Here is a 12,550-nt window from a genome sequence, read left to right as displayed (position 1 = left end):
GCGCGATGGACGAATCTGCGCCTGAGGACCGTCGTCGCCCGCATGGCGATCCCACGCCCGAGCGCGACGAGATCATCCGCGAACGCGGTATCGACCCGATCGGCGGCATGACGCCGGCGAAGCGCAACACAGCGCTGATCTTCGCCGGCACGGCGATGGTGCTCGGCATTCTGTGGGTGAATTCGGGACCGAGCAAGAATGTCAGCAGCTTGATGGCGAAACCCGAATCAATGGCACGGCGACCCGATCTCGCGGCGCGCGAGACGGTCGCTTATGATGCTGTCGCTGCAAAGGCCAAGCCGCTCGGTCTAGCAGCTGTTGATCCCAACGCGCCGGTCATCAACCCACCGCCTGGTGCACAGGTCGTCGGCCCTGATGGCCAGATCGTACCCGCAATTCAACCGGGAGCGGCCCCGGCCGCGGCACCGCAGAACAATCGCCAGAACCTCGCCGACCAGGCACGGCGATCGACATTGATCGCCTATGGCGGCCGGGACGCGATGCGCGCTTCGGGAGCCGGGACCAGCGCCGATCCCGCCCAGCCAGAAACAGCCGGCGATGGATCTGCGGGCCAGGCCGCCCGCGGCACGCCCAATGCGCTGGACGCGCTTCGACAGAGTTCTGCGGTCGGCGAAGCGCGGGCCTCGATGCTGCCGAACCGCAACTATCTCGTGACCGCCGGAACGCTGATCCCGTGTATTCTCCAGACTGCCATGAACTCGGCGCAGCCCGGCTACACTTCCTGTTTGATCCCGCGCGACGTCTATTCCGAAAATGGCCGGGTCGTGCTGATGGAGAAGGGCACGAAGGTGCTCGGCGAATATCATGGCGGCATTCAGCAGGGTCAGAACCGCCTTTTCGTTCTATGGACGAGAGCGGTCACACCTCAGGGGGTCCGCATCGACCTGGCGTCGCCCGGCTCGGACGCGCTCGGCCGAGCGGGAATAGCCGGATCGGTCGACACATTCTTCTGGGCACGGTTCGGCAGCGCATTGCTGCTCTCACTGGTCGACGACGCCGCCTATATCGCCGGTCAATCGGTGTCGGGCGGCAGCAACAACTTCAACGACACGACGCGCACGCCGAGCGAAGGCGCGGGCATAGCACTCCAGAACAGCATCAACATCCGCCCCGTGCTCAAAAAGAACCAGGGCGAGGAAGTCGGGATATTCGTCGCCAAAGACTTCAATTTCGCCGACGTCTACAATCTCGAGCTGCGGCGCTGACGTGAGCGATACCGCCGTCCTGCGCCACTACCTGGCACCGATCCTGCCACTGCTGGAGCCGGTCGAGGTGACGGAGCTTGTGATCAACAAGCCCGGCGAGGTCGGCATCGAGGATCATCAGGGCTGGCATTGGCATGATGTCGCCGAACTCGACAGCGACTGGCTCGCGACGCTCGCCGTCGCCGCTGCGAGTTTCACCCGGCAGGACGTCAATGCAGAGACTCCGATCTGCTCGACGATATTGCCTGGTGGCGAGCGCTGCCAGATCGTCATACCGTCGGTGACGCCGAGCGGGGCGCCATCCTTCACGGTGCGCAAGCCCTCGCGCGTCAACCTCGCAATCGATCAACTCGCCAACGCGGGACTGTTCAAGGGCACGCGCTCTGCCGCACGCGGTCTCGGCGGGGTCGATGCGCAGCTGGTAGCGCAACGCGATGCCGGTGATTGGCCGTCATTTTTCAGGACGGCCGTTGCCGCCCGCAAGAACATCCTGGTGAGCGGCGCGACCGGATCCGGCAAGACGACCTTCGCCAAGGCGCTCATCCAGCTGATCCCGCCCCATGAGCGGTTGCTCACGATCGAGGATACGCGCGAGCTCGTCGTCGAGCATCGCAACGTCGTGCATATGGTCTATTCGAGCGAGCGGCAGGGCCTCGCCAAGGTTGGCCCCAAGCAATTGCTCGAAAGCGCGCTGCGCATGCGCCCCGATCGCATCCTGCTACAGGAACTGCGCGACGGCACCGCCTTCTTCTATCTGCGCAACGTCAACTCGGGCCATCCTGGCTCGATCACGACGGTCCATGCCGGCTCGGCCATGGGAGCGTTCGAGCAGCTCACCTTGCTGGTCAAGGAATCGGAGGGCGGTCGGGATCTCGCCCGCGATGACATCCGCGGACTGCTTCGCATGTTGGTCGACGTTGTTGTCCAGACCCGCAAGCACGCCGGAAAATTCGAGGTCGAGGAGGTATATTTTGACCCGCCTGTCGGACGCACGACCTCTCACTAGGGTCGCGATCGTCGCGGGGATACTCGCGGCGGTGCTTATCCTCTGCTCCCTGTGCGCGGTGCTGGTGGCGCTCGTCGGCTTGAAGCAGATCGGGCCGCGGATGCAGATCACGGCGGTGCCAGCATGGCTCTGGTACTATCGCGGCGATCCGCTCCTCCACCTGTGGTTGAAGCGGGGCGCGTTGGTCAGCGGCGCAATCGCCTTCGTCATTTTGCTCGTCATCCTGAAACGGGGGCGCTCGCTGCATGGCGAGGCGCGGTTCGCGCGTGAAAGCGAGATCCGGCAAGAACAGCTGCGCAGCAAGAGCGGCATCATCGTCGGCCAGAAGGGCGGCCGCTATCTTGTGTTCGGCGGGACCGAGCATGTTCTGCTCGAGGCGCCCACGCGTGCCGGCAAGGGCGTCGGTGTCGTGATCCCCAATCTTCTGAGTTGGGCGGACTCGGTCGTGGTGCTCGACGTGAAGCGCGAGAACTGGGACATCACAGCCGGCTTCCGGGCGCGCCATGGCCAAGCCGTCTATCTGTTCGACCCGCTCGATCCCGAAGGGCGGACCGCGCGGTACAATCCGCTGAGCTTCATCGATCGTCTCGACGACGTCGATGTGGTCAACGAACTCCAGAAGATCGGCGGCATGTTATTTCCAGCACCCGAGAAGGCCGACCCCTTCTGGGCTGAAGCCGCGCGCGCCGCCTTCGTCGGCGTCGGCGCCCTAGTTGCGGCCAACCCCGCCCTCCCCTTCACGATCGGCGAAATCTACCGGCGGCTGACGGCGGGCGACCCGAAGGTCGAGCTGCCCAAGGTTGTCGAGGAAGCGCAGAAGCGCGGGCAGCGGCTAAGCCAGGCCTGCGTCTCGGCGTTGAGCGACTTCACCTCCGCGTCCGACAACACCTTCTCCGGTATCAAGCAGACGATCACCTCGAAGCTCAGCCTCTGGCTTAACCCGTATGTCGATGCAGCGACGTCGGAGACCGACTTCGATCTGCGCCAGGTCCGCCGCGAGCGGATCTCGATCTATCTGGGCGTATCACCAGACAACATCGACCGCATCGCGCCGGTGTATAATCTCTTCCTGCAGCAGCTGATCGACCTCAACACACGGGAGCTGCCGGCCTCAGGGGGCCAGGTGCCCGTCCTCCTGCTGCTCGATGAGTTCGCAAGGTTGGGCAAGGCACCGGTGATCGCCTCGGCCTTTTCCTATGTCGCCGGCTACGGGCTACGCTTGTTGCCGGTAATCCAGAGCCGCTCGCAACCGCGGGGAATCTACGGTGCGGACGTCACCGACGAGATTATCGCCAACTGCGGTCTGGAGGTGGTTTTCACCCCGAAGGAGCTGAGGGTCGCCAATGAACTCTCCGAGCGGCTCGGGTTCTTCACGATGAACGTAAAGTCGAAGAGCCGGACTATCCATGGCATGCTCGCCAATCGCAGCATTTCAGAGTCGGATCAGCGCCGGGCGTTGATGATGCCACAGGAACTGATGCAGATGCCAAAGGGCGAGCTGCTGTTGCTGCGCGGCGGTATCCCCCCGGTCCGGGCGCGCAAGATCGAATATTTCCGGTCGCGCCGGTTCACGAGCCGGATCTCCGAACCGCCCAAGGTTGCACCGCGCCCGATCGTGATCCCGCAAACGAAGCAAGGGTCGGCGACGGCCACCGGAGCTGCCGGTTCGGATGTGCTTGGCCAAGCGATCGAGGCGAAGCGCGCGGCCCTCCTCACCCTGCCCTCCACCGAGGAAGAGCCAGCTGTGACTCGTACGCTGACCGATGATGAACTGTCCGGCTATGCCGAGATCACTGACGACATGCTCGTCCTGGGCGAGCTCGAGGAGCTTCCGCCCCCCGGGGACGAAAAGGCGGCGTTCGCCTTCGTGATGGCAATGACTGCGCGCGCGGTCCTCGAACCCGATGACGATCCCGAACCATCCAAGGCTCTAGTCGCGGAAAGGCATGATCATGGCCGATGAGGACAAGGCAGTGGCGCCCAAGCCCCGCGCCAAGGCCAACAGCGTCGCCGTTGACGACAAGGATCGCGGCAAGGCGCCCGCGCCAGCGGGGCAAGCGCCCGAGCCCAAACCGGTCGGCCCTGCGGTTAGCGAAGGGCGCGGGGATGAGCCCGCCCGGAAACCAAAAGCTCCCTCGGTGGAGGCCGGCGATCTGCCCGAGGCGGTGCGAAAACGCTACTATGCAGACAAGGCCAAATGGTCGGGCGAGCCAGCGTTCTTTACCTCGGCCGAGATGAAGGATCCGGCGTTTCGCGATCAGGGCCGCCGGCTCGTCACTGCAACCGAGAGCCAGGAGGTTGTGAAGGATTTCGTCGCCATCGCGCAGCACCGCGGTTGGGAGCGGATCCATGTCACAGGGACCGAAGCATTCCGGCGATCAGTCTGGCTCGAAGCCGCCCAAAAGGGCCTTGAGGTCAGAGGCTACAAGCCGAATGATCGCGATCTTCAGGAGCTCGACCGGCTGCGTAGCGACGCCAGCAAGAATACGATCGCGCCAATGATCGGCCGCGATGCCGCCGATGCGCGTCAGGCGACGCCCGCGCGTTCGTCGAACGACCCCGGAGCGCCTGGGCGACAAAGCGGAGGTCGCGCGGATGAACGATCACTACCCAATGACCGGGCGGTCGACAGCCAATTGCGGGTGATGGAAGCCGTGATCCGGCGGACATTGTTCGATAATCCGGAAGCCGTGGGCCGCGTGATGACAGTGGCGCGCGCGCAGCTCGATGCCCATGTTGCCGCCGGCCGCACTATCCGCCCGGCCATCGTCCGGGATACGAGCGCATCAATGCAACGCGGGGCCGAGCCCGCGACCGGGCAATCGCGTGTCGCGCCAGTTCGGCAGGGCCGGGACCACAAGCCGCCGGAACGCAATCGCTCGCGGTGAGAAGCTGGCGGGAGAGTTTGCAGTTCATTGCGGTTGTTCGCCCTGCACGAACATAATCGACGCATCATAAACTCAATAGAGGCGGCAACTCGTCGCCGGCGGCCGCCTGGACGCAGATTCCAGATCACGGTCCCAAGCGGGCCTGAGCGCCAGCGCGAGCGAAGCTGCCGGTGACCGCGCACCGTAATGTCGAGGTGCGAACCACGACCTAGCCAATTTGTGTGGGAAATCTGTGCCCCGGTGGTATGCTGGCAGGGACCACCGGGGGGATACCCAGTTCGTATGGCACAATGCAGTCCCCTTGGTCCAAGACGACACTCCACGCCCGCCATCTAACAGCAGCTATCTTTTTAACAGTAGTAATGTTAAATAGCCGATGTGATGTTAGATAAGCGAACCCATGCCGATCCTGATGCGCTGGCCGCAGCCGCCGATGCCTATGTCGAGACGGCGTTTGGCATACGCATGGGGCTAGAGCCTGCGGACGGCAAAGGTCTCCCCCATTTCCTCCTTGATCGCTATCGAATCTGGCGAGGCCAGCTGAATGGTGAGCCGGTACTTCTCGTGGCGATACGGACGCCCGGACAAGGCGCTACCGCCAACTTCGTCAAGCATCGCGACCTGCTCCGACGACAGTTAGGCGTCCGCCTGGTCATACTGCTGCTGGAGCATGTGTCAGCCGTCGTTCGTCGTCAGATGGTGGAGCGTCAGATCGGGTTTTTGGCTCCGGGCGCGCAGCTGTACGTTCCCGAAGCGTTGCTCGATCTGCGCGAGCGCACGCCGCCTAATCTTGCGACCGCAAACGAGCAATTCGGCCCGGGTACCCAGCTCCTCATCCTCGCGAGCCTTCTCGGCGAGGATCTCAACGACGTGAATCTGACCCAGCTGGCAGAGCGCTTCCAGGTGGCAATCATGACCATGAGCCGCACCCTGGACGAACTTGAGGCGCTTCAAATCGCCAAGGCGCGCCATGTCGGCCGTCAACGCCGCCTACAGTTTGTCGTGCGCGATCGAGAGCTATGGCAGGCGGTGGAGGGACGGTTGCAATCGCCGGTGCGCAAGGTCCGCACCGTAAGAGGAACCCTGCCCAGCGAGGTTGCACCCCTCGCGGGTGAAAGCGCGCTTGCTCATTACACGATGTTGGCCGAGCCGCGTTTCCCGCATCGGGCCGTCCCGGCGGCACGGTGGAAACAACTCAAACAGACTCTGGAGCTTAGAGTCGGATTCGAGTTCGACGATGACGATCGAGCCGAACTCGAGACCTGGAGCTATGATCCTCGCGCGTTGACGCGGGAGCCGGTCGTCGATCGGCTCTCACTGTATCTTAGCATGCGAAATGACCCTGATGAGCGCGTGGCTCAGGCAGCACAGCAACTTTTGGAGCCCTTTGGATGGTAACTGGTATCGATCGTTTTCGCGCGCATTTCGAGGGGTATGACAGTCAATATGTGCTGATCGGCGGAGCGGCCTGCGAGCTGCTGATGGATGCGGCAGGCCTCGATTTTCGAGCAACCAAGGATCTCGACATCGTCCTGATCGTAGAGGCTCTCGACGCAGCGTTCTCCGAGCGCTTCCTGAGCTTTGTCGAGGAAGGTGGATATGAAATCCGCCAACACAGCCAAGGGACGCGCGTCCTCTATCGATTCCAGAAACCCGCGAACAAAGCCTATCCTGCCATGCTCGAACTCTTCTCCAGAAAGCCGGAGGGGATTTCGCTCGCCGAGGATAGCCATCTGACCCCGCTCCCAATCGACGAGGAAGCCGCCAGCCTGTCGGCCATCCTCCTCGACAGCGGCTATTACGAGTTCCTCAAGACCATGGTGCGCCCGCTCGACGGGATTCCGGTGCTCGATGAGGCAGCCATCATTCCGTTCAAAGCGCGTGCCTGGCTCGATCTCAGCGCACGGCGCGCCGCCGGCGAGAGGGTCGACGAAAAGGACGTTCGCAAACATCGTAACGATGTCGCCCGGATGCTGCAGCTGCTCGCCACGGATGCAAGCTATGCGCTTCCATCAACGGTACAAAGTGACATGACCGATTTCGTGGCAGCTCTGTCGGGCCAGGAAGATTTCGATCCAAAGCAGTTCGGCGTGAACATGACGCGCGACATCGTCGTGTCCCGTCTACAAGCGGCCTATCGTCTCTAACCGACGCGCTGCATGGTGCGCGCGCGTACGGCCGGGAACAAAGCGCCGAAGAGCTAAATGCCTTCAGGAGCGCGTATCAGGCTGATTAGCCTTCGCCCGCCGTCGCAATCGACTTCATCTTAGCGCTCGCGATCACGAGGTTTCGGCGGGCCGCGATCTGGTGATGGATCATCGGCCTGCGGCCGGTCGAGTGCGCGGTCGACGCCACTCGATGCCGCTCGCTCCTCCATCATGATTTCGCGCGCACGCTGAAGGCGCCGCGAGACCGCGGGCGGCATCGCCGCCACGAAGCTGGTCACATCCTCCGCAAGCGCCAGGTCCTCTTCCTTGCCGGTGGCAGCAAGCGCGGCGGCCGCTTGGCGGTAGGCGCCACGAATGAGTTTCTGACGGCCGAGCGCCGCCACATCCTCCGGTCGCCGCTCAGGATTCGCCGAGCGCGCAAACTCGGCTGCGCGCTCTTCGGTCAGCCGGCTGATGTCGAGCCCCCTGCCCTGTCCGGCGGTCCGGGCTTCCAAATGCCGGGCTGATGAACGAACCCTCTTTTGGACATGCCCGCGCGCGCGCCGTGGTGTGGCCTCCGCCGCGATACCGCGCTCTCGGAGTTCATGGGCGAAGCTCTCGCGGAAATGGTGAAGGTCGGCCTTTCGCGGATTGAAGCGCGACCCGTCCTCGCCCTGGTTGGCGACCGTCAGATGAACATGAGGGTGATCGGTATCGGTGTGAAGCGCGATCGTATACGCAAACTGACCTTCGAACTCGACGCGAGCGAACGCCTGCGCCGCATCGACAATCGTCGCGGCGTCGGTCGTCCCGCCCGGCATCGACAGAATCATCGATGTCGAGATGGGTCGGTCCTTGCCGTAGATATTCATCGCCTCGTCGAGCATCTCCCAGTCGCCGGCGAGGGCCTTGAGCCGCTTCTCGTCCGTGATGATCTCGCCCTCACTGCTGCGCACCTCAAGTTTGCCGTGCCGACTGACGTATCCGAAATGCTCACCAAGGTGGGTCGCCCCGCGCTGCTTGCCCGAGATCTTGACCATGACCTCGGGTGCCTTGCGCACGATCCGCTCGAGCTTCGCGCGCGCCTCGGCCTGCGACAGGTTCGGCGAGGTGCCCGTCCCTCCCCTGCCCTTCCCGCCCGACGATATCCGCAGTGTCCCGCCCTTTAGCGTCCGCTTGCCACCGGTGGGCGGTCGCCACGCTTCCATCAGGCTCGGCAGCGGCAGGATGTCGTCGTCATCGCTCACGACGGCGTGTCCCAATAGGACGTGTCGCCGGCGAGTGCCTTGCCCAGCGCGCGGAGTTGACCCTGGACCTCCGTGTTGAACGACGCGACCCGGGCGGCTTCACGAACCAGGTCGAGACGCGAGTCCACCATCGTCGCGGCATTGAGCGCGTGTACCGCCTGGTTGAGGTTGATGCCGATGCGGTTCAGCTCCCGCCAGGACTGCGAGATCGCCAGGCGATCCGCACGCGGCGGCGGCGCCTTACCGTACAGACGACGGCGCAGCAGCGCGACGATCCACTCGGTACGCTTGAGACCCCGCTCGTCGGCAGCGGCGTCGAGCCGCTCCACGTCTGTAGCGGTCAGTCGGACCTCAACGCGTGCGGTGGTCCGTTCCCGCGGCGAAGGCACGGTGACCTCATCGTCCGGCCGGCGCAAAGCCTGATCGACCAGGCCGCGAAGGAGAGCCGACCGACCTCCGTGGGAGGCCGCCATCGCATCGAAGCGCGCCGCGAGATCGTCGGGCAGCCGGAGGCCGAAAAACGCCATGCGCCACCCTATTGTTAAACATCCCCGGCGACAAGCCTATCCGGCCCTCACCTAAAACCACTCGTCTGACAGTCTGCTCAAGCAGACTCGGCGCATTTCTCGAAGCATCGTCTTCCAAGCATAATCAGGAAAGGGAAAATGCCCGGTGAAATGAAAATGGCGGCATCCCTGGAAGAAGGGATGCCGCCATCATTCTATCTGAAAACTCGATTTCTCTACGCGGAGTGAGGGGTTCTGGTGGTTGGTCCAGCGCTAGGCATCATTAGCCGATGATGGCGGGTTGGCCTCGTCGATCAGTCGTTGAATGGCCGCGATCGGAGTGTCGTCCTCAAGGCGGATCATCGCGCCGCACGAACAGGCCGCGGCCTTCTGCAAGCGTATCTGGCTGAATGGCACATTGAGGATCGCCCCGCATTTCGGGCAATCCACTTGCGCGCAGATATCGTCCAACTCACCGGCCATCGGCAATCTCGCTTCCCACAGGGACTCACGAACCTCAGTTCATCACCCTACCCTAATCGTGTCAATCGAACGACAGGTCGATCGACGCCACCTCAATCTCGTCGCCGTCATCGAACACGACCCGGACCCGTTCGGGCAGGACCAGGCGCGCGGGACGGCTTCCGACCATCACCTTGACCGGGCTTGCCTGGGTGGGCGTCGAGGATCGCCCTCCCCTGCCCGCTCCCTTCGCCGGCCTCGGCTCGATCGGCGCCGAAGGAGCCTCAGTCCGGGCTGGTACATCCTGCACCGCAACCGGCGCTTTTAGCGACGCCACGAACTTCGTCCCCTCGGCAAGCGTCACGCCGCGATCGCCGAAGCTCCCGACGAACGCGCGCACCTCGACCGGATGCTTGCGGGCAGCGCGGTGCAAATCGTAGAGGACGCGGATGGGGGCCTTGTCGATCGCCTCGCGCAGATACGGCTCCATCTCACCATAAGTCGCATAGAGCGAGACGAACTGCTTGGAGCGGCCAAGCGCCTTGGCGATGTCGGCTTGGTTCTTGCCCTCTGCCAGCATCCGTTCGACGCCAAGCGCAAGCTCCTGCGCGGAGAGCCCGGCCCGCTGGTCATTCTCGACGATCTGGTCGGCAAGGACATCGGCCCCCTCCCCCGCCTCGCTGACAATCGCGGGAATGGTCTTCCTCCCCGCCGCGAGCGAGGCGCGGTAGCGCCGCTCGCCCATGCGGATGATATGCTTGCCGTTTGCATCCTTGGCCCGGACGATGATCGGCTGCAGGACGCCGCGCGCCTCGATCGACGCGGCCAGTTCGGCGAGTTCGCCCTCGTCGAATTGCGTACGAGGATTGCCGGGATCGGGGATGATCCATTCAAGCGGCAAATCCTCGACGCGGCGCGCACTCTCATGCGCGCCGACCAGCATCCCGAACTCTTCGGCCCGTTGGTCAAACTTGCCCATCAGGCGGTCTCCTTGGTCCGCGCCTCTACCCGGCGCTCCACTTCGGCGAGGATGCTGCGGATTTCCTCCGATGCCGCCTTGGCCCCGCTTCCCTTCTCGTGCCAGACAGCATGGTGGTTCTCTGCCGAATGCTTGTAGGTCGGGCGGGCCTTGACGAACGCCGGGAACATCATCGTCGGCCCGACCGCCGTCGCGAGCTTCACGGCATTGTCCATCTCGCGCTTGTCGAAAGCATTCACCATGGAGGGCAGCAGCCCAAGGAAATTGACCTTGCGACCGCCGCGCGCGGCTTCTGCCTTTTTCAGTGCCGTCAGCAGCATCTTGGCGCACTCGATCGAGTCTTCGGCGACCTGGACGGGCGCGATGACTTCATCGGCGACCGCCATCGCGCTCAGGGTCAGCTCGTCCCACTTGGGTCCGGTGTCGATCACGCAATAGTCGAAATGCTCGGGCAGCGCGCGAAACCGGATGATGAAATCACGCACATCCTCGGCGGCCTTGATCATCTGCAGCCGGGAGTCGGCACCAAACACCGTGATCCCCGCGGTGTCGCCGACCGCCAGCTTCGCCTCGGGATCGAACAGGTCGGCCGAGAACAGGCCCGTCCGCTCTTTCGCCAAACGTCGCGTCGAGCTCCCCTGCGGATCGAGGTCGAGAAACGCGACCCTCCGCCCTTCCTGCTCGGCAAGATACCAGGCGAGATGGGTTGCAAAGAAGGTTTTGCCGACGCCGCCTTTCAGCAGGCTGATCACGATGGTCTTCACGTCTGTCTTCCGTTCCCTGCAGTCGCGCTCAAAAGTCGTCGCCGCCGTTACGAAGGTTGCGCTCATAATGGTCTCGCGCGGACCAGTCGCCGCGCGCGCCGAACCGGGGTCCGACATAGCGGAACAGATAGACGGTCAGCGCGAAGCAGGCGAACGCAAACAGGATGGCATGATCAGGATGCCGCGAAAAATACTCAGCCATGGTCGGTCTCCTCGGAATGCGCTGGTCGTGCCTGACGGCCGCGCCGATCGCGAAGCTCCTCGTCAGGGACATCGAGACCATAGGTTTGCTTGAGCGCGTTCATGACGAGCGCGCGGACTGTGAGATTGTCGTGATCGAGCGCCAGGCGCGTGATCGCGCTGTGCATCGTCGGGGTCACCCGAAGCTGCAAAAAGGCGGAACGCCTGCTTTCGCTCCCCTGCCCTGCACCCGCCACCGGCACCCTCTCCTCCCAGCCAACAAGGTGGAAAGACTATGCCGCATCTGTATTGAATTCAATACAGATGCGGCGAATTGATGCGGACCTGCGACAAGGTCTGACGCGAGTCTGCTCAAGCAGACTTTGTGGCACGCGACTGGTCGAGCGTCAGCTGGCCCCGTGAGGGACGGGGCCAGACTGTCTCAATATTCGCTGGTGAGGAGAATTGTCAGCACGCGGGTGGTGACTTGCGGGTCGGCAGGATCGGGTGAGCCGAAGTCGAGCGCGCGATCATAATAATCGATCTTCCAGTAAAGCGCTGCGTCGCGAAACGTGAAGCGGCCGAAATCCCGCTCGCCGTGCGGATCCACGTCGACGCCGAATTGATCATAGTCCCGGATCGCGCGGAGCAATTCGGCTCGGGCATGGAAGTTGCGGAACAGGCTGACGTCGCCGATCAGATCCTGGACACCGAGGGTCATCACCACGCGGTTATGGCCGGGTTGCGTGAGGTTCTGCCGCAGCGCGTCGTTGAGGGTCGCGATGGTCGAGATACGATCCACGGCTGGGGCGGGGGAGACTGGTCGATCGGACATGTGCTGATCCTGTGCTTGCTCAAACCCCGCCGATCGGGGTCTTTCGACAGGGACCGGCTGGCCGGGGCACAGCAGGTGCGCGCACCCGCAGGGTCGAAACGTGAGAGGAGAAGCCCGGCTACGGGCTTGCGCGGACATGCGCCCCGGCAATGACCGGACATGGTGATGATCCCGTCGCTTCGGCGGCTTGCGACACCCAAGCCATCACATGCCGTCAAGGACTTCTGGACCGGCTGAGGACAACCGGACTATCGTCATCCCAGATGACCGCTGCGCTCCACACTCTCTGGCCCAACTGGACGAAGACCGT

At 63.6% G+C, this 12,550-nt stretch carries 14 protein-coding genes; 6 read left to right on the top strand and 8 right to left on the bottom strand.

The genetic code is table 11. The features are described 5' to 3' along the window. Positions 1–5 precede the first annotated feature (5 nt). From virB10 to NL2_RS11220, 6 genes are all read left to right on the top strand, one after another. On the top strand, positions 6–1,226 hold the full coding sequence (gene virB10 / locus NL2_RS11245) for a type IV secretion system protein VirB10 (protein ID WP_068075365.1): 1,221 nt from the start codon (positions 6–8) through the stop codon (positions 1,224–1,226). A 1-nt stretch (position 1,227) separates the two neighbouring features. After that, a complete protein-coding gene (gene virB11, locus NL2_RS11240; RefSeq protein ID WP_068075038.1) occupies positions 1,228–2,232 on the top strand; it encodes a P-type DNA transfer ATPase VirB11 in 1,005 nt (334 codons plus the stop codon). Positions 2,233–2,239: 7 nt separating this feature from the next. Then, complete coding sequence (locus NL2_RS11235) at positions 2,240–4,195, top strand: type IV secretory system conjugative DNA transfer family protein (protein ID WP_439646897.1); 1,956 nt, start codon at positions 2,240–2,242, stop codon at positions 4,193–4,195. Continuing rightward, complete coding sequence (locus NL2_RS11230) at positions 4,179–5,120, top strand: LPD7 domain-containing protein (RefSeq protein WP_245647660.1); 942 nt, start codon at positions 4,179–4,181, stop codon at positions 5,118–5,120. The genes NL2_RS11235 and NL2_RS11230 overlap by 17 nt, the downstream gene beginning before the upstream one ends. A 381-nt stretch (positions 5,121–5,501) precedes the next feature. Next, a complete protein-coding gene (locus tag NL2_RS11225; protein WP_084356040.1) occupies positions 5,502–6,518 on the top strand; it encodes a helix-turn-helix domain-containing protein in 1,017 nt (338 codons plus the stop codon). Next, the gene (locus NL2_RS11220; protein WP_068075027.1) at positions 6,512–7,267 is read left to right on the top strand and encodes a hypothetical protein; all 756 of its coding nucleotides are present in this window, start codon (positions 6,512–6,514) and stop codon (positions 7,265–7,267) included. The genes NL2_RS11225 and NL2_RS11220 overlap by 7 nt, the downstream gene beginning before the upstream one ends. 119 nt (positions 7,268–7,386) lie before the next feature. Here NL2_RS11220 and NL2_RS11215 read toward each other — a convergent pair whose 3' ends face one another. The 8 genes from NL2_RS11215 to NL2_RS11185 all read right to left on the bottom strand — a co-directional run bounded on the left by NL2_RS11215 (position 7,387) and on the right by NL2_RS11185 (position 12,240). Beyond that, positions 7,387–8,514: a relaxase/mobilization nuclease domain-containing protein gene (locus NL2_RS11215; RefSeq protein WP_068075024.1), complete on the bottom strand. Its 1,128-nt coding sequence runs from the start codon at positions 8,512–8,514 to the stop codon at positions 7,387–7,389. Further along, positions 8,511–9,041 carry a plasmid mobilization protein gene (locus NL2_RS11210; protein ID WP_068075021.1) on the bottom strand — a complete coding sequence of 177 codons (531 nt, stop codon included), beginning with the start codon at positions 9,039–9,041 and terminating at the stop codon, positions 8,511–8,513. The genes NL2_RS11215 and NL2_RS11210 overlap by 4 nt, the downstream gene beginning before the upstream one ends. 252 nt (positions 9,042–9,293) lie before the next feature. Continuing rightward, positions 9,294–9,503, bottom strand: coding sequence for a hypothetical protein (locus NL2_RS11205; RefSeq protein WP_068075018.1), 210 nt, complete (start codon positions 9,501–9,503; stop codon positions 9,294–9,296). Positions 9,504–9,564: 61 nt separating this feature from the next. After that, complete coding sequence (locus NL2_RS11200; protein WP_068075014.1) at positions 9,565–10,461, bottom strand: ParB/RepB/Spo0J family partition protein; 897 nt, start codon at positions 10,459–10,461, stop codon at positions 9,565–9,567. Further along, entirely contained in the window at positions 10,461–11,225 is a 765-nt protein-coding gene (locus NL2_RS11195) for a ParA family protein (protein WP_068075011.1), read from the bottom strand. Before NL2_RS11195 ends, NL2_RS11200 begins: the two co-directional genes overlap by 1 nt. 28 nt (positions 11,226–11,253) lie before the next feature. After that, complete coding sequence (locus NL2_RS21435) at positions 11,254–11,427, bottom strand: hypothetical protein (protein ID WP_169799506.1); 174 nt, start codon at positions 11,425–11,427, stop codon at positions 11,254–11,256. Then, entirely contained in the window at positions 11,420–11,662 is a 243-nt protein-coding gene (locus tag NL2_RS11190; protein WP_068075007.1) for a hypothetical protein, read from the bottom strand. The genes NL2_RS21435 and NL2_RS11190 overlap by 8 nt, the downstream gene beginning before the upstream one ends. 185 nt (positions 11,663–11,847) lie before the next feature. Further along, the gene (locus tag NL2_RS11185; protein ID WP_068075004.1) at positions 11,848–12,240 is read right to left on the bottom strand and encodes a DUF3768 domain-containing protein; all 393 of its coding nucleotides are present in this window, start codon (positions 12,238–12,240) and stop codon (positions 11,848–11,850) included. Positions 12,241–12,550: the final 310 nt, after the last annotated feature.

Origin of the sequence: Novosphingobium lentum NBRC 107847 (genome assembly GCF_001590965.1) — a bacterium.
GTDB classification, from domain to species: domain Bacteria; phylum Pseudomonadota; class Alphaproteobacteria; order Sphingomonadales; family Sphingomonadaceae; genus Novosphingobium; species Novosphingobium lentum.
This window is presented reverse-complemented; position numbering and strand designations above follow the sequence as displayed.

What these genes read in the sequence shown, in the direction of transcription:
- virB10 (WP_068075365.1), top strand. Translation starts at nt 6, where the DNA reads ATGGACGAATCTGCGCCTGAGGACCGTCGTCGCCCGCATGGCGATCCC.
- NL2_RS11230 (WP_245647660.1), top strand. Translation starts at nt 4,179, where the DNA reads ATGATCATGGCCGATGAGGACAAGGCAGTGGCGCCCAAGCCCCGCGCC.
- NL2_RS11225 (WP_084356040.1), top strand. Translation starts at nt 5,502, where the DNA reads ATGTTAGATAAGCGAACCCATGCCGATCCTGATGCGCTGGCCGCAGCC.
- NL2_RS11220 (WP_068075027.1), top strand. Translation starts at nt 6,512, where the DNA reads ATGGTAACTGGTATCGATCGTTTTCGCGCGCATTTCGAGGGGTATGAC.
- NL2_RS11210 (WP_068075021.1), bottom strand. Translation starts at nt 9,041, where the DNA reads ATGGCGTTTTTCGGCCTCCGGCTGCCCGACGATCTCGCGGCGCGCTTC.
- NL2_RS11205 (WP_068075018.1), bottom strand. Translation starts at nt 9,503, where the DNA reads ATGGCCGGTGAGTTGGACGATATCTGCGCGCAAGTGGATTGCCCGAAA.
- NL2_RS11200 (WP_068075014.1), bottom strand. Translation starts at nt 10,461, where the DNA reads ATGGGCAAGTTTGACCAACGGGCCGAAGAGTTCGGGATGCTGGTCGGC.
- NL2_RS21435 (WP_169799506.1), bottom strand. Translation starts at nt 11,427, where the DNA reads ATGGCTGAGTATTTTTCGCGGCATCCTGATCATGCCATCCTGTTTGCG.
- NL2_RS11185 (WP_068075004.1), bottom strand. Translation starts at nt 12,240, where the DNA reads ATGTCCGATCGACCAGTCTCCCCCGCCCCAGCCGTGGATCGTATCTCG.